General features: G+C 74.9%; 21 protein-coding genes. 8 read left to right on the top strand and 13 right to left on the bottom strand.

Annotated features, from left to right (window positions below):
* The first annotated feature begins 3 nt into the window (after positions 1-3).
* The 4 genes from G1H19_RS16360 to G1H19_RS16375 all read left to right on the top strand — a co-directional run bounded on the left by G1H19_RS16360 (position 4) and on the right by G1H19_RS16375 (position 8,553).
* The gene (locus tag G1H19_RS16360; RefSeq protein ID WP_162393074.1) at positions 4-1,131 is read left to right on the top strand and encodes an EscU/YscU/HrcU family type III secretion system export apparatus switch protein; all 1,128 of its coding nucleotides are present in this window, start codon (positions 4-6) and stop codon (positions 1,129-1,131) included.
* 180 nt (positions 1,132-1,311) lie between these two features.
* On the top strand, positions 1,312-3,357 hold the full coding sequence (gene flhA, locus G1H19_RS16365) for a flagellar biosynthesis protein FlhA (RefSeq protein WP_162393073.1): 2,046 nt from the start codon (positions 1,312-1,314) through the stop codon (positions 3,355-3,357).
* Positions 3,338-8,317: a hypothetical protein gene (locus G1H19_RS16370; RefSeq protein WP_152730908.1), complete on the top strand. Its 4,980-nt coding sequence runs from the start codon at positions 3,338-3,340 to the stop codon at positions 8,315-8,317. Before flhA ends, G1H19_RS16370 begins: the two co-directional genes overlap by 20 nt.
* Positions 8,314-8,553 (top strand): hypothetical protein, encoded by a 240-nt coding sequence (locus G1H19_RS16375; protein ID WP_152730907.1) that lies wholly within the window; start codon positions 8,314-8,316, stop codon positions 8,551-8,553. Before G1H19_RS16370 ends, G1H19_RS16375 begins: the two co-directional genes overlap by 4 nt.
* A gap of 157 nt (positions 8,554-8,710) precedes the next feature.
* Here the strand turns inward: G1H19_RS16375 and G1H19_RS16380 are convergent, their stop codons facing one another.
* The 6 genes from G1H19_RS16380 to G1H19_RS16405 form a co-directional block, all read right to left on the bottom strand.
* The gene (locus G1H19_RS16380; RefSeq protein WP_202925925.1) at positions 8,711-10,003 is read right to left on the bottom strand and encodes a PhoH family protein; all 1,293 of its coding nucleotides are present in this window, start codon (positions 10,001-10,003) and stop codon (positions 8,711-8,713) included.
* A 222-nt stretch (positions 10,004-10,225) separates the two neighbouring features.
* Positions 10,226-10,984, bottom strand: coding sequence for an ABC transporter permease (locus G1H19_RS16385; protein ID WP_152730905.1), 759 nt, complete (start codon positions 10,982-10,984; stop codon positions 10,226-10,228).
* Positions 10,981-11,961: an ATP-binding cassette domain-containing protein gene (locus G1H19_RS16390; RefSeq protein ID WP_162393072.1), complete on the bottom strand. Its 981-nt coding sequence runs from the start codon at positions 11,959-11,961 to the stop codon at positions 10,981-10,983. The genes G1H19_RS16385 and G1H19_RS16390 overlap by 4 nt, the downstream gene beginning before the upstream one ends.
* Before the next feature lie 54 nt (positions 11,962-12,015).
* On the bottom strand, positions 12,016-12,210 hold the full coding sequence (locus G1H19_RS16395) for a hypothetical protein (RefSeq protein ID WP_152730904.1): 195 nt from the start codon (positions 12,208-12,210) through the stop codon (positions 12,016-12,018).
* A gap of 1 nt (position 12,211) precedes the next feature.
* A complete protein-coding gene (locus G1H19_RS16400; RefSeq protein WP_235909993.1) occupies positions 12,212-13,495 on the bottom strand; it encodes a DUF885 domain-containing protein in 1,284 nt (427 codons plus the stop codon).
* A 54-nt stretch (positions 13,496-13,549) separates the two neighbouring features.
* Positions 13,550-14,329 carry an isoprenyl transferase gene (locus G1H19_RS16405; RefSeq protein ID WP_152730903.1) on the bottom strand — a complete coding sequence of 260 codons (780 nt, stop codon included), beginning with the start codon at positions 14,327-14,329 and terminating at the stop codon, positions 13,550-13,552.
* A 132-nt stretch (positions 14,330-14,461) separates the two neighbouring features.
* On the opposite strand from G1H19_RS16405, the gene trhA reads away from it, so the two are divergent.
* Complete coding sequence (trhA, locus tag G1H19_RS16410) at positions 14,462-15,283, top strand: PAQR family membrane homeostasis protein TrhA (RefSeq protein ID WP_152730902.1); 822 nt, start codon at positions 14,462-14,464, stop codon at positions 15,281-15,283.
* A gap of 72 nt (positions 15,284-15,355) precedes the next feature.
* Here trhA and G1H19_RS16415 read toward each other — a convergent pair whose 3' ends face one another.
* The 4 genes from G1H19_RS16415 to G1H19_RS16430 all read right to left on the bottom strand — a co-directional run bounded on the left by G1H19_RS16415 (position 15,356) and on the right by G1H19_RS16430 (position 18,846).
* Entirely contained in the window at positions 15,356-16,468 is a 1,113-nt protein-coding gene (locus G1H19_RS16415) for an HAAS signaling domain-containing protein (protein WP_152730901.1), read from the bottom strand.
* Positions 16,465-16,800 (bottom strand): PadR family transcriptional regulator, encoded by a 336-nt coding sequence (locus G1H19_RS16420; protein ID WP_152730900.1) that lies wholly within the window; start codon positions 16,798-16,800, stop codon positions 16,465-16,467. The genes G1H19_RS16415 and G1H19_RS16420 overlap by 4 nt, the downstream gene beginning before the upstream one ends.
* Positions 16,801-16,894: 94 nt before the next feature.
* Positions 16,895-18,157 (bottom strand): geranylgeranyl reductase family protein, encoded by a 1,263-nt coding sequence (locus tag G1H19_RS16425; RefSeq protein ID WP_162393071.1) that lies wholly within the window; start codon positions 18,155-18,157, stop codon positions 16,895-16,897.
* A 53-nt stretch (positions 18,158-18,210) separates the two neighbouring features.
* The gene (locus G1H19_RS16430) at positions 18,211-18,846 is read right to left on the bottom strand and encodes a hypothetical protein (RefSeq protein WP_152730899.1); all 636 of its coding nucleotides are present in this window, start codon (positions 18,844-18,846) and stop codon (positions 18,211-18,213) included.
* Positions 18,847-19,222: 376 nt separating this feature from the next.
* Between G1H19_RS16430 and G1H19_RS16435 the strand changes: the two genes are divergently transcribed.
* Positions 19,223-19,789 (top strand): AMIN-like domain-containing (lipo)protein, encoded by a 567-nt coding sequence (locus tag G1H19_RS16435; protein WP_152730898.1) that lies wholly within the window; start codon positions 19,223-19,225, stop codon positions 19,787-19,789.
* 61 nt (positions 19,790-19,850) lie between these two features.
* Here the strand turns inward: G1H19_RS16435 and G1H19_RS16440 are convergent, their stop codons facing one another.
* Positions 19,851-20,180: a hypothetical protein gene (locus tag G1H19_RS16440; protein WP_162393070.1), complete on the bottom strand. Its 330-nt coding sequence runs from the start codon at positions 20,178-20,180 to the stop codon at positions 19,851-19,853.
* Positions 20,177-21,064 carry a mycothiol conjugate amidase Mca gene (gene mca / locus G1H19_RS16445; protein WP_235928150.1) on the bottom strand — a complete coding sequence of 296 codons (888 nt, stop codon included), beginning with the start codon at positions 21,062-21,064 and terminating at the stop codon, positions 20,177-20,179. The genes G1H19_RS16440 and mca overlap by 4 nt, the downstream gene beginning before the upstream one ends.
* A gap of 229 nt (positions 21,065-21,293) precedes the next feature.
* On the opposite strand from mca, the gene greA reads away from it, so the two are divergent.
* Positions 21,294-21,794: a transcription elongation factor GreA gene (greA, locus tag G1H19_RS16450; protein WP_235928149.1), complete on the top strand. Its 501-nt coding sequence runs from the start codon at positions 21,294-21,296 to the stop codon at positions 21,792-21,794.
* Between the two features lie 8 nt (positions 21,795-21,802).
* Entirely contained in the window at positions 21,803-22,165 is a 363-nt protein-coding gene (locus tag G1H19_RS16455; RefSeq protein ID WP_235928148.1) for an RNHCP domain-containing protein, read from the top strand.
* A gap of 193 nt (positions 22,166-22,358) precedes the next feature.
* Here G1H19_RS16455 and G1H19_RS16460 read toward each other — a convergent pair whose 3' ends face one another.
* Entirely contained in the window at positions 22,359-24,464 is a 2,106-nt protein-coding gene (locus G1H19_RS16460; protein WP_152730896.1) for a M3 family metallopeptidase, read from the bottom strand.
* Between the last annotated feature and the right edge of the window lie 21 nt (positions 24,465-24,485).

Raw genomic sequence — 24,485 nt, forward strand, 5'->3', positions numbered from 1 at the left:
GCCGTGGCCAAGGACGGTCCGGGTGGTGAGAAGACAGAGAAACCGACAGCGCAGAAACTGCAGAAGGCCAAGAAGGACGGGCAGTCACCGAAGACCCAGGAGCTCAGCACCTGGGCCGGCGTGGCCGCGGCCAGCGTGCTGCTGCCGATGCTGGCCAGGAGCGGCTTCACCCAGCTGCGCCAGCTGTTCGTCACCGCGACCGCGGTGTTCGACCGGCCCCAGGCCTACATGGTCACGGCGATGCTGGGTGACGCGGTGGTCGCCTTCTTCACCGCGATCCTCCCGCTGGCACTGGGGATGATGGTGGTGGGCACGCTCGGCTACGCCGTGCAGGGCGTGCACGTCTCGGCGAAGCCGATGAAGCCGACGTTCGCCAAGATCAACCCGTTCAGCGGGCTGAAGCGCATGTTCGGCACGCACGGGCTCTGGGAGACCGCCAAGGCGCTGGTCAAGACGGTCGCGCTGGGCACGGTGATCTGGTCGACCGCCGACACCGCGAAGACGCTGGTGTCCGGCGCCGGCTCGATGTCGCTGACCGACGTGGTGGCGATCTTCACCGACGCCGCGGTGACGATGTTCCGGGTGACCGCCGTGACCGGCCTGGTGCTCGCCGTGGCCGACTACGCCTACCAGCGGCACACCAGCATGAAGCAGCTGAAGATGAGCCTCTACGAGATCAAGCAGGAGTACAAGCAGAACGAGGGCGACCCGCACATGAAGGCCCAGCGCAAGGCCGTGGCCATGGAGATGAGCCGCAACCGGATGATGACCGCGGTCACCGAGGCCGACGTGCTGCTGGTCAACCCCACCCACGTGGCCGTGGCGCTCAAGTACGAGGCCGGGACCGGTGCCCCGCGGGTGGTGGCCAAGGGCCGGGACGAGATCGCCGCCGAGCTGCGCCGCCGCGCCGAGGAGGCCCGGGTGCCGCTGGTGCACGACATCCCGCTGGCCCGGGCGCTGTACGCCTCCACCGACCTGGACCAGGAGGTGCCGCCGCAGCTGTTCACCGCGGTGGCCCGGGTGCTGGCCTTCGTCATGCACCTCGGGTCGCGCGGCGTCGTCGGCGGGGTGCACCGCCCCGGCTTCGCCGCACCCGACACCACCGGGCTGCCCACCGCCCGCCGCCGCTGAGCGCCCCGCGCGGAGTACCAGCGGCGAGGTCCCCTCGCGTCTCACACTCCACTCGGGGTGCCAGGGGGCTGAAGCCGAACCGGGTACCTCTTTCGCAGCACTGCGCCCCAGTCGTCCCGGCTGACCCTCGGGCCGCAGGTCGGCGGTACGGCCCGCACCCTGACTGCCGATGAGTCCCCCGTGCGAGGACTCGGGAAAGCAGCTGTACCGATCGGCGTCGTGTCGATCGTGCTCATGCTCGTGGTCCCACTGCCGGCCGTGCTGCTCGACCTGCTCATCGCGGCGAACATCACCGGCTCGCTGCTGATCCTGCTGGTGTCGATGCAGATCCGCCGTCCCCTGGACTTCGCGGTGTTCCCGTCGCTGGTGCTGGTGGCGACCCTGCTGCGGCTGGCGCTCAACGTGTCCTCGACGCGGCTGGTGCTCACCGACGGCTACGCCGGCCACGTCATCGAGGCGTTCGGCGACTTCGTGATCGGCGGCTCGCTGATCGTCGGCCTGGTGATCTTCGTGATCCTCACGATCATCCAGTTCGTCGTCATCACCAACGGTGCCGGCCGCGTGGCCGAGGTCGGGGCCCGCTTCACCCTCGACGCCATGCCCGGCAAGCAGATGGCCATCGACGCCGACCTGAACGCCGGCCTGATCACCCAGGCCCAGGCGCGCAAGCGCCGCCAGGAGGTCACCGCCGAGGCCGACTTCTACGGGTCGATGGACGGTGCCAGCAAGTTCGTCAAGGGCGACGCCATCGCGGCCATCATCGTCACGCTGATCAACCTGATCGGTGGCTTCGCCATCGGGATGATGCAGCGCGGGATGTCCCCCGGCGAGGCCATCACGACCTACTCGCTGCTCAGCGTGGGTGACGGCCTGGTCTCCCAGATCCCCGCGCTGCTGATCTCCACCGCCACCGGCCTCATCGTCACGCGCTCGGCCACCGAGGGCGACATGGGCGGGGACCTGCTGGCCCAGCTGGGCCGGCGCAAGCTGCCGCTGCGCATCGCCGGCGGGGCGTCGGTCGCCCTCTGCCTCATCCCCGGTCTGCCCAAGCTGCCGTTCCTGCTGGCCGGCGCCGTCTTCCTGTTCTTCGCCTCCCGCATCGTGGAGGTCCCCGACGTCGACGACGACGCCGAGGACGCCGCCCAGGCCGAGCCCGAGGAGGTCCAGCCGGACTCCCCCGAGGCGATCGTGGACCGGATGCGGGTGGACCCGCTGGAGCTGGAGGTCGCCTTCGACCTGGTGGACCTGGTCGACCCGTCCCGCGGCGGTGACCTGCTGGACCGGGTGAAGGCACTGCGCCGCAAGGTCGCCATGGACTCCGGCCTGGTCATCCCCCTGGTGCGCACCCGCGACAACCTCGACCTGCCGGCGTCCCAGTACGTCATCTGGCTCAACGGCGTGCCCGCCGCCAAGGGCAGCTCGCCGGCCGGCACGGTGCTGGCGATCGGCGACCACCTGGACGGCCTGCCCGGCAAGCCGACCCGCGAGCCGGTGTTCGGCCTCGCCGCCAAGTGGGTGCCCGCCGAGCTGCAGCGCCAGGCCGAGATGGCCGGCGCGACCGTCGTCGACCGCTCCTCGGTGGTCACCACGCACCTGGCCGAGGTCGTGCGGCTCAACGCCGCCGCCCTGCTCGGCCGGGAGGACGTGAAGATGCTGGTCGAGATGGTGCGCCGCACCAACCCGATCGTCGTCGAGGAGCTCACCCCGACGCTGCTCACCCTGGGTGAGGTGCAGCGGGTGCTGCAGGCGCTGCTGGAGGAGGGCGTCTCGATCCGCGACCTGGTGCGCATCTTCGAGGCGCTGTCGCTGCGGGCCAAGACCTCCACCGACCTGGACGGGCTCGTCGAGGCCGCCCGCGCCGCCCTCGGGTCGGCCATCAGCCACCCCTACGTCACCCCGGACGAGCGCCTGCACGTCATGACCCTCGACCCGGTCTTCGAGCAGCGCCTGCTCGAGTCGGTGCGCCAGGGGGACGGCGGGCAGGTGCTCGCCCTGGACGGCGCAGGCGTCGACGCCCTGGTGCGCAACTGCACCGACATCCTCGAGGACGCCGAGGCCATGAGCCTCTCCCCCGTCCTCGTCTGCTCCCCGCAGGTACGCGCCGCCCTGGCGCGCCTGATGCGTCAGGTCCTCCCCCGGTTGTCGGTCATCGCCTACACCGAGGTCACCCGCACGGCCAACATCGAGACGGTAGGAGTGGTGACCGGTGCTTTCGCTGTCCGCTGAGTCGGCAACCCGCGAGGGGGCCATCGAGGCCGCCCGGGACATGTACGGCCCCTCCGTGCGCATCAACGGCATCCGCCGCGTGCGCACGGGCGGGGTGATGGGCTTCTTCTCCGCCGAGCGCTTCGTCGCCGAGGTGGACCTGCCCGACGTCGACGACGACCGGCCCGTGGCCCGGCCGGGTCGATCCGGCGGGGCCATCCCCCGGACGTCGACGCCGCGGGCCACCCCGCAGCCCGACCGTCCGGCCGGACCCCGCGCGGCGGCCCCGGCCCCGCGCGCCAACACGACCCGGCGCCGCGGCTCGTTCGTGGACGAGCACGGCGAGGAGTGGATCGACGACTGGGTCGACGAGTGGGTCGACCAGCCGGCCGACCCGCCGCGCGGTGCCGGTGCGCTCGGCGGCGCGCGCGCCGCCGCGCCCGCGATGCCGTCCGGCTGGGACATCGCCGACGCGCCCGCACCGCGGGCCGGCCGGCCGACGGCCGCCGACCCGGTCGAGGAGCTGGCTGCCCTGCTCGGCTCCACCGACGCGCCCGCTGCCGGCGTCTACTCCAAGCAGCAGCCCGCGGCCCCGGCCGCGCCTGCCGGCGACGGACGCCCGGCGGTGCGCCAGGCCCGCGACACCCGGACCGCGGAGAGCTCCGTCGGCCTGCCCCGGTCGCGCCAGTCCGCGGCGTCCCCGCGTACCGGGTCCGGCAGCGCCGTGCCCGCCCCCCGCTCGGGTGCCTCGGCCGCGGGCCGCGGGATGCCGCGCCCCGGCGAGCCCAGCTCTGCCCAGTTCCCGGCTGCCCCGTCCGGGTCGACGTCGTCCCGCGCCGCGGCTCCGGCGGCCACACCTGCCCGCGCACCCCGTGCCGCGGCCAAGCCCAAGGCCGCCCCGCCCCGCACCCCGTCCGCGCGGGCGGCGAAGCCCACCACCGGTGGGTCGCTGTCGCCGTTCGCCGCTGCCCTGGCCCGGATGGTCGACAGCGACGACCAGGTGCTGGTGGCCGTGGAGAGTGCGCAGACCCCGGCACAGGAGCTGCTGCCCCCGGCCATCGAGAAGGCCGGCACCTACGTCGCCCCGGTCGAGGAGCACGCCGAGCCCGTCGAGCAGCAGGCCGACCTGGTCGAGCAGCACGCCGAGCCGGTCGCCGAGGTCCCGGCGGCCCGTCCCGTCGCGGCCCCGGTGGGTGCCGCCCCGGTGGCGGCCGTCCCGGCGCCCGTGCCGGCCGAGCAGTCCGTCGCGGCGGAGCAGTACGCACCCGCCGAGCAGCACGTGCCGGCGCAGCAGTACGCGACCACCGAGCAGCACGTGCCGGCGCAGCAGTACGCGACCGCCGAGCAGCACGTGCCGGCGGAGCAGTACGCGCCCGCCGAGCAGGTCGTGCCCGCCGTCCCGTCGGCTGCGAGCGAGCTGCCGGCTGCGCCGGTGGTCCCTGCCGCGCCGGAGCCGGTGTGGTCCGGCTCGCCCACCGCCCAGCCGATGCCCGCCGCCCAGCCGGTCGCTGCCTTGCAGCCGGTCCCCGCGGCGCAGCCGATGCCGGACGGGTACTCGGGCCAGCCCGTGCCCGCCGGGTACGCGGCGCAGCCGCTGTACGCGGGGTACACCGTGCCGGCGGCTCCCGGCCAGGCGCACCCCGAGCACGGTGCCGCCCACCCGGCCCCGGCTGGGCACCCCGCCTCGTACCCGGCGCCTGCCGGACACGTCGGGCACCCGGTGACCCCCGCCGGGTTCGCGCCGTCCCCCGGACACCCGGGGTTCGCGACGCCGGAGGCTTACGCGGCTCCGGCGGGGTACGCGGCTCCGGCGGGGTACGCGGCTCCGGCGGGGTACGCGGCGCCGCAGCCCTCCCCGGGCGCCGAGGGGCACGCAGCCCAGGCGTACGGAACGCCCCAGTCCTACGCGGCCCCTCAGTCGTACGCGGCCCCCCAGTCGTACGCGGCACCCCAGTCCTACGCGGCACCCCAGTCCTACGCGGCACCCCAGACGCACGCCGCACCGCAGGCCCACGCGGCGCAGGCCCACGCGGCGCAGGCTCCGGCCACCCAGCCGGGCCACCCGGGGTCCACGCCGCCGGCCGAGTTCGCCGCGCAGCACGGCCACCCGGCCCAGCTGTCGGCCGCGGGGCAGCACGGCCACCCGTACGCGATCGGCCCGGAGCACGGCGTGCCCACCGACACCGTCTCGCCGTACGCGGCGCCGCAGGAGCACGCCGGGCCGTCGCCGTACGCAGCTCCGCAGGAGCACCCTGGGCCGTCGCCGTACGCCGCGCCCCACGGGTACGTCGCGCCGTCGCCGTACGCCGCGCCGGCCGAGCAGGACCCGTACGCCACGCCGGCTGCACTGCCGCCGGCGTACGCGGCCCCCGCCGGCCACGACCGGCTCCCGGAGCAGGCCGCCGCACCGGCGCCGGACGCCGGGGCGCACGTCGCCCCGGACGCGGCCGTGCAGCACGCCGGTCACGTGGTGCCCGCGGTCGCCCCGGCGGCCCCGGCCGTGCACGTCGCCGAGCCGGCCGTGCACGCCGTCCCGCAGGTGCTGCACGCCGACCCGGCCGGGGCCCGGTACGTCGAGGTGGCCACCGCGCAGGCCCCGGCGTCCGAGGCCCTGTCCGCCCCGGTGCCGGCCGACGCCGGGCGGGCGCTCCCGCCCACCCCGACGACGGTCGAGTTCAGCGCACCGACCGGGCACGACGCACCCGTCGAGTACGACGTCCCGGCGCTGCCGGCCGGCGGCGGCTCGGCGATGGACCTGTGGTCCGACGTCGTCCCCGCCGTCCGGGCGTCGAGCGGACGCCACCGGCACGCCGCCGAGGCGCCTGCCGCGGCCCCGGTCGCCGACGTCCCGGCGGTCGACTGGTACTCGCCGTACGCCGACGTCGCCGCCACCCCGGTGACCCCGGACAGCACCTGGCGGGTCGAGCCCCTGGCCGCCCTCGAGTCGTCGACCTGGTCGCCGGCCTGGTCGCCGGCCGAGGAGACCGGTACGCCGTCCGCGGCGTGGGACGCACCGGCCACCTCGACGTCGACGACGTCGTGGGACCTCGACCTGCCCGCCGCCGAGCCCGCCCCCGCGTGGGAGTCGAGCATCTTCGCCGACCTGCTGGCCAGTTTCGGCGGCCCGGCGTGGGAGCCCCCGGCGCTCACTGCGCACGTGGCCACGGAGGACACCGGCACCACCCTGGAGCCGCTGCACACCTGGGAGCACACCAGCTCCTGGGAGCCCTCGACCACGGCGTCCGAGACCGGCAGCACCTGGGAGCCCGCCGGTGGCTGGGAGCTCACCAACTCCTGGGAGCCCACGCCGGACGTCCTCACCCCGAGCGCCGGGACCGGCTCGAGCTGGGACAGCGCCGGCAGCTGGGACACCGGCACGTCGACGGACGTCGACCCGGCGGCCGTCACCGACGACCCGTCGGACGCGGTGGACGGCGGCACGGGCACCAGCTGGGCGGAGATCGCGCTGCGGGTGGGCGTGGAGCCCTCGCGCACCCGTCGCCGGCACCGCTACGACGACGAGACGCCCGCCGAGGCCGAGACCGTGCCGGACATCTCCAGCTTCGACGAGGGTGTGTCCTTCGCCGAGGCCGGCCCCATGTCGGCCGACGCCGCCCGCCGGGCGTTCGCCGCGCACGACCTGCTGGGCCGCTTCACCGCCCGCCGGTTCGCCGAGGAGACGCTGCCCGCAGCCCTGCTCGACGACCCGACGCTCGACCTCGAGCAGGCCCCGGTCAGCCGGGCCCGGCACGCCGCGGGCGAGCGCGGCCAGGACGGCGGTCCCGGCCAGGTCACCCACGCCGAGATCACCCGCACCCTGCTGACCGAGACGACCCACGCCTCGACCACGCGCTCGCAGACCACGCGGGCCCAGTTCACCCACGCCGAGCTGAGCTGGACCGAGGTGGTCGAGGAGGCCACCGACGTCCGCGACGAGCTCTGCCCCGCCGTCGTCCCGTCGCTGGAGTCCGCGGTGGACACGTCGGTGGAGGAACCGTCGTGGCCCACCGACGCGACCATGGTGATGCCGCCGCTGTCGCTGCTCCCGCCGAACCGGGTGCCGCCGATGTCGGTGCGGACGCCGCCGGTGCTGAGCCGCCGGATGCTCCCGCCCGCCGTCCGTGGCACCGCGTCCCTGCCGGCCGGCCGGTCCGGGCCGGGGTCGCTGGCGCTGCCCGCGGCGCGGGGTCCCCGCACGGACGGCGGTGGCCTGCGCGAGCTGACCGGTGCCCCGGCTCCGGCGGCGCGGCTGGCCGCGGTGACCCAGCTGGTGCACCGCCGGCGCAACGACCTGGTCACCCAGGCGTCCACCCAGCTGATCAGCCAGCTGCGTGCGCTCGGCATGCCGGACTTCCTGCTGGACGCCGACTTCGCCGCGGACGCGACGAGCCGGGGCACCTACTCGGCCCTGGCGTCGGTGCTGTCGGCGCACCTGCCCACGCCGCCCGCGGTGCCCGCCGGCGCCGGTGACGTGCTGATGCTGGTGGGGCCGGGCTCGGAGGCGCTGAGCACCGCGCGGGCCGTCGCCGCGCACCAGCGCCTGGACCACGAGCGGATCCAGTGGGCCTCGCCCGGGGCGCTGGCCTGCCTGGCGCCGGAGTCGATGCGGGTCTCCAACACCGAGACCGCGATCGAGCGGCGCCGGTGGACCCGGGCGGCGGGGACGGTCACCATCGTCGCCGTCGACGCCCCGCTGCGCAGCGGTCCGAGTGCCTGGGTCCAGGAGATGATCGACATCTGGACGCCGACCGCCGTGTGGGGCGTCGTGGACGCCACCCGCAAGCCCGAGGACCTGTCGCAGTGGCTGACGAACCTGCCTCGACTGGACGCCGTGGCGGTGGCCGAGTGTGACGCGAGCGCCGACCCGGCGGCCATGCTGCAGCACGTGCCGGTGCCGGTGGCGCTGGTCGACGGTGCGCCGGCCACCGCGTTCCGCTGGGCGTCGCTGCTGTCCGAGCGGCTGGAGGTCTCGGGACGATGAGCCCGTTCCGCGGTGACGTGCTGCTGCTGGCGGCGCTCTTCGCGCTGCCGGTGGTGGCACTGACCCTGCGCGGGGACCTGTCGACCCAGGACCTGACGGCCCGGCTGCCCTGGTGCCTGCTGGCCGGCTGGCTGGTGGTGTCGGTCGTGCGGTTCGCCGCCCGGCCGGCCGCCCCCGCCCCGGCCCGCGGCGCCGCGGCCGCCGAGCCCACCCCCGCCCCGGAGGACGCCGGCTGAGGCCAGCGGACGCGTTGGCCGGTGATCCGCGCCCCGGTCGACCTGGGCGCTCCCCGGTACCCCTCCGACCGGGCGCGTTGCCCGCTGCCCACGGCAGCGCCCAGGCGGCAGCGCCCCCCGCGGCGGTGGGCGGCCGGGGCCGCCCACCGCCGGTGGGTCAGAGCGGCAGGTCCTCCAGCATCTCGGTGACCAGCGCGGCGATCGGGGAGCGCTCGGAGCGGGTCAGGGTGACGTGCGCGAAGAGCGGGTGGCCCTTGAGGGCCTCGATCACCGCGGTGACGCCGTCGTGCCGGCCGACGCGCAGGTTGTCCCGCTGGGCGACGTCGTGGGTGAGCACCACCCGCGAGTTGGTGCCCAGCCGGGAGAGCACGGTCAGCAGCACGCCGCGCTCCAGCGACTGTGCCTCGTCCACGATCACGAACGAGTCGTGCAGCGACCGGCCCCGGATGTGGGTCAGCGGGAGCACCTCGATCAGGCCGCGGGCGGCGATCTCGGCGGTGACCTCCTTGCTGACCAGCGCACCCAGGGTGTCGAACACCGCCTGCGCCCAGGGGGCCATCTTCTCGCCCTCGCTGCCGGGCAGGTAGCCGAGCTCCTGCCCGCCGACGGCGTACAGCGGGCGGAAGATCACCACCTTCTTGTGCGCTCGGCGCTCCATCACCGACTCCAGGCCGGCGCACAGCGCCAGCGCCGACTTGCCGGTGCCGGCCCGGCCGCCCATCGAGACGATGCCGATCTCCGGGTCGAGCAGCAGGTCCAGGGCGATGCGCTGCTCGGCGGAGCGGCCGTGCAGGCCGAAGGCGTCCCGGTCACCCCGGACCAGCCGTACGTTCTTGTCCGGCAGCACCCGGCCCAGCGCCGACCCCCGGGAGGACAGCAGCACCAGGCCGGTGTGCGTGGGCAGCTCGGCGGCGGCGGGCACGAACGCGGTGCCGGCGGTGTACAGCGCGTTGATCTCGCCGTCCTCCAGCGTCAGCTCGCTCATCCCGCTCCAGCCGGCGTCGACGGCGTTGTGCAGCCGGTACTCGTCGGTGTCCAGGCCGACGGCCGCTGCCTTGACGCGCAACGGGACGTCCTTGGTCACCAGGCAGACCTCGCGGCCGTCGGTGCGCAGGTTGAGCGCCACGACCATGATCCGGCTGTCGTTGGAGTCGTTGCGGAACCCGGCGGGGAGCACCGAGGCGTCGCTGTGGTTCAGCTCGACGTGCAGCGTGCCGCCGTCCCCGACCGGGACGGGCGCGTCCAGCCGGCCGTGGGTGACGCGCAGCTCGTCGAGTATCCGCAGTGCCTGACGGGCGAACCAGCCCAGCTCCGGGTGGTTGCGCTTGTCCTCGAGCTCCCCGATGACGACCAGGGGCAGCACCACGTCGTGACCGTCGAACCGGAGCATGGCACCCGGGTCGGACAGCAGGACGGAGGTGTCGAGGACGTAGGTGCGGCGTGGACTCACGTGTCGACTCCCGAGGGGCGCGGAGTGCGCCCCGGATCGAAGGTGGCCGGGCCCCGGCGCAGGGGCCAGGACTCGGCCCCCCTGGTCGACTGACTCCATCGCACCATCCGGGCCTCCCGTGGGGCGCGAGGAGTGCTCACGTCCCGCCACCGACGCTAGGCCCGATCCGTCACCCAGGACAGACACCGACACGCTTTCGAGTGACGCTTGGGACAACGGACATCAACTGGACTCCGCCCGGAAACGTCGGACGCCGAACGCCCACCCCAGGACGCCGAGCGCGACCGTCAGTGCGGCCCCCCACCACGCGGTCGCACTGCCGTAGTCACCGTCGAAGAACGCCCGGGTGCCGCTGACCACGTGCTTGAGCGGGTTGACGTCGCTCACCGCCTGCAGCCAGCCGGGGGCCAGCGTCATCGGCAGCAGGATGCCGGACAGCAGCAGGATGGGCAGCACGAAGGCGTTCAGCAGCGGCGCGAACGCGTCCTCGCTCTTCAGCGTCAAGGCCAGCGCGTAGGAGATGGAGGCGAACGCCGCCCCGAGCACCGCGATGACCACCAGGGTGAGCAGCACGCCGAGCACCGGTGCGCGCAGGCCCAGCGGGATCGACACGAGCACCAGCAGCGTGCCCTGCACCAGCAGGACGACGACGTCGCGCAGCACCCGCCCGAGCAGCAGCGCCGTGCGGCTGGCCGGCGTGACCCGCTGGCTCTCGATGACCCCGGCGCGGTACTCCGCGATCAGGCCGAAGCCGACGAACAACGCACCGAAGATGCCCAGCTGCACCAGGATGCCGGGCACGAAGAGCTGGTAGGCGTTGCCGGACCCCAGCTGACCGGACAGCGGCTCGAGCAGTGGCCCGAACAGCACGATGTAGAGGATCGGCTGCATCAGGCTGATCACCAGCCAGGCCGGGTTGCGCAGCGACATCCGCATCGCCCGGGCGAAGACGGTGTAGGTGTCGCGGGCCAGGACGCTCATGCCGGCACCCCCTCCGGCGCCGGGGCGCCCTCCTCGCGCAGGGACCGGCCGGTGAGCCCGAGGAACACGTCGTCCAGGCTGGGACGGCGGCTCTCGATGCCCGCCACGACCAGGCCCGCGGCGTCCAGCTCGCGCACCAGCTGGACCAGGGCGGACCCGCCGTGCGGCACCCGGCCCACCACCTGACGCCCGCTGACCACGGCGGACTCCGCACCGACCAGGCCGTCGACCAGCCGGGCGATCGGCGCCGCCTCGTCGTCCCGGCTCGCGGTCACGGTGAGCACGTCCCCGCCCACCTGGGACTTCAGCTCGTCCGGCGTGCCCGAGGCGACGATGGCGCCGTGGTCGATGACCAGGATCCGGTCGCACAGCGCGTCGGCCTCGTCCAGGTAGTGGGTGGTGAGGAACACCGTGGTGCCGCGCTCCTCGCGCAGGCCCCGGATGTGCTGCCACAGGTTGGCCCGGGCCTGCGGGTCCAGCCCGGTGGTCGGCTCGTCGAGGAACACCAGCTCCGGCACGTGCACCAGGCCCAGTGCGATGTCCAGCCGGCGGCGCTGACCGCCGGACATGGCCCGGGGCTGGCGCTCCCAGAGCCCGTCCAGGTCCAGCTCGCGGAACAGCTGCTTGCCCCGGGCGGTGGCGTCGGCGGTGCTGATGCCGTACAGCCGGGCGTGGTCGACCACCTCCTCACCGGCCCGCGCCTCCGGCGCGGTGGACCCGCTCTGCGAGACGTACCCGATGCGCCGGCGCACCCCGACCGGGTCGGCGACCAGGTCGCAGCCGGCCACGGTGGCGGTGCCGGAGGTGGGGGCGAGCAGCGTGGTGAGCATGCGCAGCGTGGTGGTCTTGCCGGCGCCGTTGGGGCCCAGGAAACCGACGATCTCGCCGGCGTCGACGTCGAGGTCCACACCGTCGACGGCGCGCACCTCCTGCTTCTTCTTCCGGAAGGTGCGGGCCAGGCCGCGCGCGTGGATCACCCGTGCAGTGTCGGTCCTGGCACCGACAGAACGCCACGGCGTTCCGGCCGGCGCTCACCATGCGTCCGGCAGCTCCTCCTCGCGCACCGGGCGCAACGCGGGGGCGGCCCAGACGAGCGGGACCAGCAGCACCAGCCACTCCGCCGCGATGCCGCCCACCCACAGCAGGCCGAGCACCAGGAACAGCGCCAGCCAGCCGGCCGACCACAGCCGCAGGGCGCGCCGCTCGCGGGCGGGCCGGCGGGGCACGTCAGCCCACGGGACCGGGCACACGCCCGGAGGCACCGAGGGAGGTGCCCGCGGCACCGGCCGTCGCCGTCGAGCCGGCCAGCTCCGCGGTCACCCGAGCCGGGGTGAGCGGCTCGTCCAGCAGCCGGAGGAACCGGTCGGCGACCGGCTGCGCCGCCGGTCGGGCACCCAGCCAGCGGGCGAGCAGCTCGTAGCCCTCGACGTAGGTGGAGATGTAGGCCCGCCACAGCGGGTCGGTGAGGAAGCGCAGCTGCTGGGTGGCGCGCTCACGGCTGACCAGCGACCAGCGCTGCAGGTGCGCGACCACGTCGTCGACGTCGGCGCCCCGGTCGTGCAGCATCAGCGCGGCGTCCTGCCGTACCCGGTTCAGCGGCGCCGCGGCGGCCGCGACCCGCTCGGCCAGCTCGCCGTCGAAGTGCAGCCCCAGGTCGCCGAGCACCTCCGCGGACCAGGCCCCCCAGCCGGTGCCGACGGCGGCCTCGACACCCAGGTCGGCCAGCCCCTCGGCCATCAGGCACTCCGGGGTGTTGACCAGGAACACGGTGTGCTCGGTGCGGCCGTCCCGGGCCACCAGACCGAGCTCCTTGCGGCAGTGCTCGGTGTGGTGACCGGGATAGCTCTCGTGCGCGACCAGGTGCGGCAGCTGGCCCAGCCGGTGCGGCAGGTCGGCGTTGATCGCCACGCGGGACCGGAAGTCGCCCTCGTAGTAGTTGAAGCCCGACCACGGCTTGTCGGTGACCACCTCGTAGCGCACCGTCTCGGTCTCCGGGAGGCCGTACCGACCGCGCACCCGGTCGCGCAGCGCGCTGGACAGCGCGTGCACCGCCGCCTCCAGCCGGTCCGGCGGGCACTCCTCCCGCCGGCGGTGCGCGGCGTACCGCTCGGCCAGCGACCCCTGGCCGGGCAGCAGCCGCACCAGCTCGGCGTGCGCGGCGGCGTACGTGGCCGGGTCGCCGAGCTCGACGTCGACCTGGAAGTAGGCCTTCACCTCCTCCACGAAGCCCACCGGCTCGCCGCCTATCTTGCGGGCCGAGCACTCCAGGCCGACCAGCTGGCCGCGCAGGTACTCCGCCCGGTCGGCCGCCAGCCGGGCGGAGTCGAGCTCGCGCAGCAGCGCCCGGGCCTGGTCGCGCAGCTGCGCCGGGGTGGGCGCCGGCTCGTCCAGCACCTGGGCGCGCAGCCGCGGGTCACCGGTGTACGCGTCGACGAACCCGGCCTCCACGCGGTCGAACCGCAGCCCCAGACGCACGTACTCCAGAGGGACGTCGACCGCGCCGGCTGCCATGCCCCGAGTGTCCCAGGCGCGCCCCCGGCACACCGGCGGGCCCCGGACGCGCGCTCAGCCGCCGAAGCGGCGGTGCCGGGCGGAGTAGTCGCGCAGGGCGCGCAGGAAGTCGATCCGGCGGAAGTCCGGCCAGTAGACGTCGGTGAAGTGGAACTCCGCGTTGGCCGTCTGCCACAGCAGGAAACCGCTCAGCCGCTGCTCGCCGCTGGTGCGGATGACCAGGTCCGGGTCGGGCTGGCCACGGGTGTACAGGTGCTCGGCGATGTGGTCCGGGTGCAGCTGCTCGACGAGGGCGTCCATCGAGGTGCCCTGCTCGGCGTGCGCGGTCAGCAGCGACCGGACGGCGTCGACGATCTCCCGGCGCCCTCCGTACCCGACCGCCAGGTTGACGCTGGCACCGGGCCGGTGCCGGGTGTCCTCCTCGGCCTGCTTGAGCACCGCGGCGGTCTCGGCGGGCAGCAGCTCCAGCGCCCCCATCGCCCGCAGGTGCCAGCGGCGACCCGGACCGGCGAGGTCGGTGGCGACGCCCTCGATGATCCGCAGCAGCGGGGTGAGCTCGGGCTCGGGGCGGGTGAGGTTGTCGGTGGAGAGCAGGAAGAGCGTGACCACCTCGACGCCGGCGTCGTCGCACCAGCCGAGCAGGTCGGCGATCTTGTCCGCGCCGCGGCGGTGGCCGTCGTTGACGTCCTCCAGGCCGATCGCCCGCGCCCAGCGGCGGTTGCCGTCGATGATCACGCCCACGTGACGCGGTGTGTCCGCCCCGACGAGCGAGCGGGACAGCCGCCGCTCGTAGATGCCGACCAGCGCGCTGCGGACCCGCTGACGCACCCCCATGGCGAGCACCCTAGGGGCTGGGCACCGGCTCCGCGCCCCCCCGGCGTCCCGGGGCGTCGGCCGGGGCGCCGCTGGGTCAGCTCACAGCCTCGCCCGGGTGCACACGCACCTACCGGACCGTAGCCTCGGCGCATGAGCCGTGCGAGCGAGTCCGGCGAGCCGGTGAGGGTCGAGGCCGACGGCGCGGAGATCGAGGCCCCGCTGCACCAGGCGGTGACCACCGTCCTCGACGAGGGCCAGCAGGTGGACGCCGTCCGCGAGTGGACGGCGGAGGACTTCGCCGACTCCGACTGGGACCACCCGGACACCCGCCCGCGGATGCGCGGCTGGCTGCACCTGTTCGCGTTCTTCGGCTCCATCGTGGCCGGCGCCGTGCTCATCCCGCTGGCCTGGACGCACGGTGGCCTGCGCGCGGGACTGCCGGTGACGCTCTACTGCATCACGATCCTCGGCCTGTTCGGCGTGAGCGCGCTCTACCACCGGCGGCGCTGGTCACCGCGCGGCTGGAAGGTGATGAAGCGGCTCGACCACTCGATGATCTTCGTGTTCATCGCCGGCACGTACACGCCGTTCGCCGCGCTGTCGGTCAACGCGCCCAGCAACTGGCGGGTGCTCGCCACCGTCTGGGGCGGCGCGCTGGCCGGCATGGCCCTCAAGCTGGTCTGGCCGACCGCGCCCCGCTGGCTGGGCGTGCCGATCTACCTGGCGCTCGGCTGGGTGGCCGTCTTCGTGCTCGCCGACATCCTCGACCTCGCCGGTGTCACGTCGGTGGTGCTGCTGGCCGCGGGCGGGCTGCTGTACACCCTCGGCGGCGTCGCCTACGGGATCAAGAAGCCCAACCCGTGGCCGGGCACCTTCGGTTACCACGAAGTGTTCCACGCCATGACCATCGTGGCCGCGGCCTGCCACTACATCGGCGTCTACTTCGCGCTGTACAACAGCCCGTTCGTCTGAGGACCGCCCCCTCCGTCCGGACGACGCCCCGCACCGCACCGCCGGGCCGGCCGCCCGGCGGTGCGCACCGCGTCAGGGGCTCGGCGTCGGCTCCGCGGGCGGCGGCTCCTCCGCCGGCCCGGCCGGCGCCGTCGTCCCCGGGGTCTCCGCGGCGGGGGCGTCCGTCGTCGACGCGGGGGCCGACGACGCAGCGCCGCTGGTCGGGGTCGGGGTCGGGGCAGCGGTCGTCGTCGGGGCGGGCCCGGTCGGCGGTGCCGGCTGCACCGGCACCGCGCGGCCGTACTCGTCGTAGGCGTAGGCGCGCTGCTGCTGCGGGTAGGAGTTGCGCGGCGCCGGCGGCGCCCCCGGGGCGACCACCCGCTCGACCGGAACGCCGTCGGCGGTCCAGTCGGCGAGGTTGTCGATCGGCCGCCCGTCCTGGTCGTACAGCAGGACGCCGGACAGCGGCTCCCCGGTGGCGGAGAACGGGTGGACGTTCGTGATCGGGGTGCCGTCCTCGTGGGCCAGCGTCCCGCCGCTCCCGCTGGACTCGGCGTAGTCGCCGTACACCGGTCCGGCCTGCGCGGCCGGGTTCGCGCCCACCCCGAGCACCGTCGCGACGGCGAGCAGCGCGAGCGCACCGTTGCCGGCCAGCACGAGCGGACGACGGGCCGGGTCCGGGTGCTCCTGCGTCCGACGCCCGAACCGCACCGACGCGGTCACCGCCGCCGCCAGCAGCACCAGTCCCACCACCGGGCCGAGCCCGAACTCGGGCAGCAGCGACCAGCCGCCGGCCACCACCCGGTCCAGGGCGAGCAGGCCCAGCCACGCCCGGGCCACCCACCAGGCCGGCCGCAGCTCGGGCAGGAAGTCGGCCACCTCGCGCACCGGCTGCGCCGCGCGGGCCCGGTCGAGCAGCGGGTCGACCCGGTCCCAGGACAGCCGGCCGGCCCGGCGTACCGGACCGGGGGCCAGCCCGGCGGACGCGCGCAGCTCCTCGGCGTAGGCCGACGCCGGGCCGAGCCGCTGGACGAGGGGCTCCTCGCTCTCCGCGGCGACCTCGGCCAGATGCTCCTCCAGGTCCTCCAGGACCTCGGTGAGCCGCTCCCGCGGGACGTCGGCGAGGGCGGCCCGGACCTGCCGCGCGTAGTCGGCGGTCTCGTCCCGCCGCCCTGTCGACCGGTCGACGGTGTCTGGACTCGTCATGCCACCTCTCCTCGCTCCCGGCGCAGCAGCGCCGCCATCGTGTCGGCGAAACCGCCCCAGGTCTTGGACGCGCTCTCCAGCTGGGCGTGCCCGGAGGCGTTGAGCCCGTAGTACTTGCGGTGCGGCCCGGACTCCGAGGGCACCACGTAGCTGGTCAGGTGCCCGGCCGCGTAGAGCCGGCGCAGCGTGCCGTACACCGACGCGTCGCCGACGTCGTCCAGCCCGGCTGCCCGCAGCCGGCGGACGACGTCGTAGCCGTACCCGTCCTCACCGTCCAGGACGGCCAGGACGGCGAGGTCGAGCACCCCCTTGAGCAGTTGTGTGGTGTCCATGCAGTCTCCTCGGCCGTGGTCCCGTGCGCCGCACACTACTGTGCACTGCACAGCAGCTGGACCAGGTCGGGGCCCGGCGTGTCCCGCGGTGGGCTCAGGCGCTGCGCAGGTCCGCGGCCGGGAACGGCGGCCGCTCGTCCAGCCGCACCGACAGCCGGCCGGCCGCGCGCCACACCCGGGCGGTGAGGTCGTTGTCGGACTCGGTGACCAGGTTGCCCATCACCCGCAGCGCCACCGTCATCAGCGCCGTCGAGCGCATGCCGATCGGGCCCGCCGTCGGCAGCAGCTGGGGCACCGTGAGCAGCCCGGCCAGCCGCCGGGCGATGGAGAACGCGTGGCCGTAGTGCCGGCGCAGGGTGGCCGGCCAGGCCAGCGACCAGTCGCTCTCCCCCAGCAGCCCGGCCAGGTTCCGGCCGGTCTCCATGCCGTAGTCGATGCCCTCGCCGTTGAGCGGGTTCACGCAGCCGGCCGCGTCACCGACCAGCGCCCAGTTGCGCCCGGCCACACCGGACACCGCGCCGCCCATCGGCAGCAGCGCCGAGGCCGGGTCCCGCACCGCGCCGTCCAGCTGCCACTCCGCTCGGCGGCTGTCGGCGTAGAAGTCGAGCAGCGCGCGCAGCTGCACCCCGGCCGGACGGCGCGACGTGGCCAGCGTGCCGACGCCGATGTTGACCCCGCCGTCGCCGAGCGGGAACACCCAGCCGTAGCCGGACAGCAGCTCGCCCTGGGTGCCGCGCAGCTCCAGGTGGGAGGACATCCACTCGTCGTCGCTGCGCCCGGAGGACATGTAGCCCCGCGCGGCCACACCGTAGGCGGTCTCCCGGTGCCACTGGCGGCCGAGCACCCGGCCCAGCGGCGACCGCACGCCGTCGGCCACCACCAGCCGGCGGCAGGCCACGGTGCGCGAGCCCCCGTCGGCGGTCCGGAAGACCACCCCGCCGACCCGGTCGCCGTCGCGCTGCACGTCGACGGCGCGGGCGCCGTCCATCGGGAGCACGCCGTCGTCCAGCGCTACCTGGCGGATCCGCGCGTCCAGCTCGGTGCGCGGCACGGCACCGCCGTGGTCGGGCAGCGACCCGCCCGGCCAGGGCAGCAGCAGCTCCCGGCCGAAGCCGGCCGCCCGCAGCCCCCGGTTGCGGGCGTGGCCGCGCACCCAGTCGCCCAGGCCGAGCAGGTCCAGCTCCGCGATGGCCCGCGGGGTCAGCCCGTCGCCGCAGGGCTTGTCCCGGGGGAAGGTGGCCGCGTCGGCCAGCACGACGTCGGCCCCGTGGCGGGCCGCCCAGGCTGCCGCGGCGGACCCGGCGGGCCCGGCACCCACCACGAGGACGTCGGTCGCGATGGGCTGGGGCGTGGTCACCTGGCCGAGTATCCCCGGCCGCGGCCGACAGGCGGCGGAGCGCGACGGCGACGTCAGCCGAGGGTCGGGCCCTGGGCGCGGACCTCCTCGACGGCGGCCATGGCCTGGCGCAGCTGGGTCAGCCACTCGTCGGCGTGCTCGCCGACCAGGCGCACCGACCAGGCCAGCGCCTCCGACCGCGAGCGGGCGACCCCCGCGTCGACCAGGGTGTCCAGCACCAGCCGCTCGGACTGGCGCAGCCGGGTCATGACCGGCACCGACAGCGTGGTGAAGACCTCGCGCTGGTCACCGCACGCCGCGCCCCAGGCCACGGAGCGGCCGTAGCGGGCCTGCGCGGCGTCCGCGATGGCCATCCGCTGCTCGCGGGTGTCCTCCTGGAAGCGCGCGATCCTGCCCACCCGGGCGGCCGCCGGGTCACCCTCGCCGGCCTCCGGCTCGGGCACCGGCCCGACGACGGTGATCTCGTCCCGGTCGACCACGATCTCGACGGGTCCGGTGAACCAGGCGTCGGGCAGCCGCCCGGCGAACCAGCCGGCGACCTCGGCCCGGTCGACCGGCGGACCCGACTCGGCCGGCCGCCCACCGGGGCCGCGCCCACCGGGACCACGCCCCCCACCCGGGCCACGGCCACGGCCGCCGGGGAACGGGCCCCCGCCGAACGGGCCACCTGCAAAGCGTCCTGCGTGCATGACGACCTCCGTGTCACTGCGTTGATTACGTGATTACACGGTAAGCCCGCGGGGGCTCGAGGTCACGCGCCGGCGTTGCGCTCACAGCGGATCCACCGTCAGCCGACCCGGCCAGCCGTGCGCGATCCCATGACGCACGGTCATCACCAGCCGACGACAGACCCGCGATCCCGAGCCCGGGTCCGGGGAGCCGGGCCGCGGACAGGACGCAACCTCACCGAGCGTGACGGGCAGGCAGGGACGTGTGGTGGCTCGCTGAGGAGCGGCAGCACCTTGCCAGCGGCCCCACCCGCTTTCCGTCCAGTTCTCGCACAGCCGGCTCTGGTGACGCTCCCGCGGCCGGCGGGACGCTCCTGGTGCCGACAAGGAGGTCAGCATGAACGGAAACCGATTCCGCACCCCCGCACTGCTCACGGCCCTCACCCTGGCGCTGCTGGGGCTCGCCGCACCGGCACAGGCCGGGCCGGCGCGCTGCACGACACCCTGGGGATCCCAGCCCCAGGTGCGCGACACCGCCCCCTACACCGGGGCGTACGTCCAGGACGTCCGGTCCGGACGCCACGACTGCTTCGACCGCCTGGTGGTCGACATCGGCGGCGCGGGCGCCTTCGACTCCTACTCCGTCCGGTACGTCGACCGGGTCGTCGGCTCCAGCGGCATCCCGACCCCGGTGCGTGGCGGCGCCGACATCGAGGTCGTGGTCGGGGCCTCGGCCCTCTCCGGGGACGACGTCGCGTACCTGCCGGCCGACCGGGCCGAGGTCGTCGACGTGTCCGGCTACCGCACGTTCCGCCAGGTGGCCTGGGTGGAGTCGTTCGAGGGCAGCACGGTGCTCGCCCTGGGCACCCGGGCGCGGCTGCCGGTGCGCGCCTTCGTCCTCGCGCCGCCGGTCGGGTCCGGGCAGGACCCGCGCCTGGTGGTGGACGTCGCGCACCGCTGGTGACGGCAGCGGGCCGGTGGTCGGGCGCCCTGGGCGACCGGCCACCGGCCCGTCCGCGTCGTGGTCAGTCCGCGGACCGGGGCCGGCCGTCCGTGTCGTCCTCGGGCCGGGGCGCCTCGATGGCCAGCGGCGCGCGGCGCAGGTGGTCCAGCAGGTCGGCGCCCGGGGCGCGCGGCTCGAACAGCTCCGCCGGGGTGTCCGGGACGACGACGGGCTGGTCGGCGGGGTCGAAGGTGCGCGGCAGCTTCTTGAGGTGACCGGTCATCGACCTGCCCAGCGCGAAGACGGCGACCAGCAGCACGAGGATGAGCGCCAGCCCGATCGGGCCGGCGGTGCCGACGTCCTGCGGGTCCTGGTCGGAGACGGCCAGCACGGCCTGCGCGAGCGGGTTCACGGCACCGGCACCCCGCTGCGGACCCCGGCGAACAGGTCGTCCTCGGGCACGGTCGAGTCGACCAGGCTGCGGGCCAGCTCGTAGTCCTCGGTCGGCCACACCTCGCGCTGGAGCTCCAGCGGGCAGGCGAACCAGCGCCCGGTGGGGTCGACCTGGGTGGCGTGCGCGATCAGGGCGGCGTCCCGGAGCTCGAAGTACTCGCCGCACGGCACCCGGGTGGTGACCCGGTGCGAGATGTCCTTGCTGTCGTCCCAGCCGGCCAGCCACTCCGCGTACGGCGACTCCAGGCCGCGGGCGAGCATCGCCTCGTGCGTGGCCACCATGCGCGGCTTGGTGAAGCTCATGTGGAAGTACAGCTTGCTGGGCTGCCACGGCTCCCCCAGCTCGGGGTACCGGTCGGGGTCACCGGCGGCCTCGAAGGCGTGCACGGAGATGTCGTGGGTCTTGATGTGGTCGGGGTGCGGGTAGCCACCGCGCTCGTCGTAGGTGGTGACCACCTGCGGCTTGAACCGCCGGATCAGGGCGACCAGCGGGGCGGCCGCCTCCTCCACCGGCACCAGGGCGAAGCAGCCCTCGGGCAGGGGCGGCAACGGGTCGCCCTCCGGGAGGCCGGAGTCGACGAAGCCGAGCCACTCCTGCTCGACGCCGAGGATCTCCCGGGCCCGCGCCATCTCCTCGGTGCGGATCTGCGGCAGCCGCTCCCAGACCTCCGGGCGGTCCAGCGCCGGGTTCAGCACCGAGCCCCGCTCACCGCCGGTGCAGGTGGCCACGAGCACCCGGGCCCCCTCGGCGACGTACTTGGCCATCGTGGCCGCACCCTTGCTCGACTCGTCGTCGGGGTGGGCGTGCACCGCGAGCAGGCGCAGCTGATCAGGAGCGTTCACACCGTCCATTGTCACCCGTTGCGGGCGCCCGGGGGCGGCCCGGCCCCCCGGAGCGGGTGACGTCGACCGCGGCAACGGACACCCGGGACGGTCAGATCGGTAGGGTCTCGTGACCGGACGGCGGGACGGCAGCCGTGCGCACGGCATCGGCCGGCGGTGTTACGTTCGGTAGATCACAGGCCGTTCCCCGCATGGGGGGCGGCCATCCGAGTTCCGGGAGCATCTCATCGTGTCCACCACTGACGAGCAGGACCAGGGCGTCTGGCTGACCCAGTCCGCGTACGACCGGCTCAAGGCCGAGCTCGACGAGTTGGTGGCCGGCCGGCCGGCCATGTCGGCAGAGATCAACGCCCGCCGCGAGGAGGGCGACCTCAAGGAGAACGGCGGCTACCACGCGGCCAAGGACGAGCAGGGCAAGCAGGAGGGCCGCATCCGCCAGCTCACCGACCTGCTGCGCAAGGCACGGGTCGGCGAACCGCCGGCAACGGCCACCAACGCCGCCCTCGGCACGGTCATCACCGTCCGGTTCGCCGGCGACGACGAGACCGAGAAGTTCCTGCTCGGCTCGCGCGAGATCGCCGGCACCACCGAGCTGACCGTCTACTCCCCCGAGTCGGCGCTGGGCGTGGCGATCATGGGTGCCGCTCCGGGTGAGTCGGTCACCTACACCACCCCGAACGGCAAGGACCTGACCGTCGAGGTCGTCGCGGTCGAGCCGTTCGTCGTCTGAGCGCGGCCGTGGTCCCCGCCCTGCCCCCGGACCCCACCCTGGGCAGTACCCGCGCCCGCGGTCGCCGCGCGGAGAACACCGACTTCACCTGCGGGTACTGCCTCACCCCGGTGCCGGCCAACACCGACGGGCACTACCGCAACCACTGCCCGTGGTGCCTGTGGTCGCTGCACGTCGACGAGCTGCCCGGCGACCGGGCCAGCACCTGCCGGGAGCTGATGGAGCCGGTCGGGCTGGTGGAGAAGTCCGGCAAGGGCTGGCAGGTGGTGCACCGCTGCACCGCCTGCGGCCACCACCAGCCCAACCGGCTGGTCCGGGACGGCGCCGCCCCCGACGACCTGGACCTGGTGCTCCGGCTGCCCTGGTTGTGACGACGGGAGGGCCGAGGAACGAGGCCCTCCCCGAGGAGCAACGACACCGCCGCCCGACGTGGTCGGATCCGCCGCAGGCGGAGCGACACCGACGGGAGGGCCGAGGCACGAGGCGCTCCCCGAGGAGGAGCACGGCGGGCTCAGCGCAACCGGCCCCGGCACGTGGCCGCGGTTGGAGCGCGGAGCGCGACCATCAACACAGGCCGCGACGGCGGAGCAGCGGCGCCGGGTCGGCGTCCCGGCCGCGCACGGCCCGGAAGGCACCCAGCGGGTCGACCGACCCGCCGCGGGCCAGCAGCCGGGTGCGGAACACGTCGCCGTTGGCGCGGGAGAGCCCGCCGTTCTCCTTGAACCACTCCACCGTGTCGGCGTCGAGCACCTCCGACCAGATGTAGGAGTAGTAGCCGGCCGAGTAGCCGCCGGCGAACACGTGCTGGAAGTACGTCGTCCGGTACCGCGGCGGCACCAGCTCGGAGGACACCCCGGCCGCGAGCAGCGCCTGGCGCTCGAACTCCTGCGGGTCGCCGACCTCGGCGTCCGGGGTGATCCGGTGCCAGGCCTGGTCCAGCAGGGTGGCGCCCAGGTACTCGCACGTGCCGAAGCCCTCGCCCCACAGCGACGCCGCCTCGATCGCGGCGACGGTGGCGGCCGGCAGCGGCTCGCCCGTCTCCACGTGCCGGGCGTAGTGGTCCAGCACCTCCGGCCAGAGCGCCCACATCTCGTTCACCTGGCTCGGGAACTCGACGAAGTCGCGCGGCACGCTGGTGCCGGAGAACCGCGGGTAGGTGACGTCGGAACACAGCCCGTGCAGCGCGTGGCCGAACTCGTGGAACAGCGTGGTGACCTCGTCCAGGGTCAGCAGCGTGGGCTGGCCCGGGGCCGGCCGGGTGACGTTCAGGTTGTTGTAGACCACCGGCCGGGTGCCCAGCAGCGCGGACTGGTCGACGAACGAGCTCATCCACGCCCCGCCGCGCTTGCCGGTGCGCGCGTGGAAGTCACCCAGGTACAGCCCGACCTCGGCACCGGAGGCGTCGGCGACCTCCCACACCCGGACGTCGGGGTGGTAGCCGACCAGGTCCGGTCGCGGCGTGAAGGTGAAGCCGTACAGCAGGCGGGCGGCGTGGAAGACGCCGTCCACCAGCACCCGGTCCAGCTCGAACCACGGGCGCAGCGCCGACGTGTCGACGGCGTACCGCTCCGCCCGCACGCGCTCGCTGTAGAAGGCCCAGTCCCAGGGGGCGAGCTCGACGCCGTCCGCGGCGGCCAGCTCGGCCAGCACGGCCGCCTCGGCGGCGGCGTTGGCCACCGAGGGGCCGACCAGGGTGGCCAGCAGGGCGTCCACCGCCTCCGACGTGCGGGCGGTCTGGTCGGCGGCGATCAGGTCGGCGTGGGTGTCGAAGCCCAGCAGCCGCGCGCGCTCGGCCCGGAGCAGGGCCATCTGCACCGCCACCGGGCCGTTGTCGTGCTCCCCGGACGACGCCCGGCCGACCGAGGCCCGGTGCAGGCGCTCGCGCAGTGCCCGGTGCTGCAGCCGGGCGAGCTGCGGCTGACCGCTGGGCAGCCGCAGGGTGAGCAGCCAGGCACCCTCGTGCCCCTGGTCGCGGGCCGCCTGGGCGGCGCCGGCGATCTCCTCGTCGGTCAGCCCGGCGAGCTCGGCCTCGTCGGTGACCAGCACGCCGGCGGCCTCGGTGGCCTGCTGCAGGTTCTGCCCGAACGCCGTCGACAGCCGGGACAGCTCCTGGTTCAGCTCCCGCAGCCGTGCGGTGCCCGCGTCGTCCAGCTGGGCACCGGCGAGCACGAAGTCCAAGTGGTAGCGCTCGACCAGCCGGACCGACTCCTCGTCCAGGCCGGCGTCGTGCCGCCCGGCGTGCACGGCGTCGATCCGGGCGAACAGCCGCGGGTCCAGCCGGACGGCGTCGTAGTGCGCGGACAGCAGCGGGGAGACCTCCCGCTCCACCTCGCGCAGCGCGTCGTCGGCCAGCGCCGAGCTCATGTTGTGGAACACGACCGAGGCCCGGTCCAGCAGCTGCCCGGCCACCTCCAGCGCCACCACGGTGTTCTCGAAGGTCGGCTCGGCGGGGTCGGCGACCACCGACTCCACCTCGACCCGGTGCTGCTCCATCCCGGCGAGCAGGGCCTCCCGGACGTGCTCCAGGGTCAGCTCGGCGAAGGGGGGCAACCCGTACGGCAGGGCCGAGGGCAGCAGCAGCGGGTTGGTGGGCTCGAGGGTGCCGTCGGCGGTCACGACCGCGGTCGGCTCGGCGTCGGCAGCGGGCTGAGGGGTCTCGGGAGTGCTCATCGGGCCCATCATCACCCCCGC

The sequence above is a fragment of the Goekera deserti genome (assembly GCF_010685995.1).
In the GTDB taxonomy this organism is placed as follows: Bacteria; Actinomycetota; Actinomycetes; order Mycobacteriales; family Geodermatophilaceae; genus Goekera; species Goekera deserti.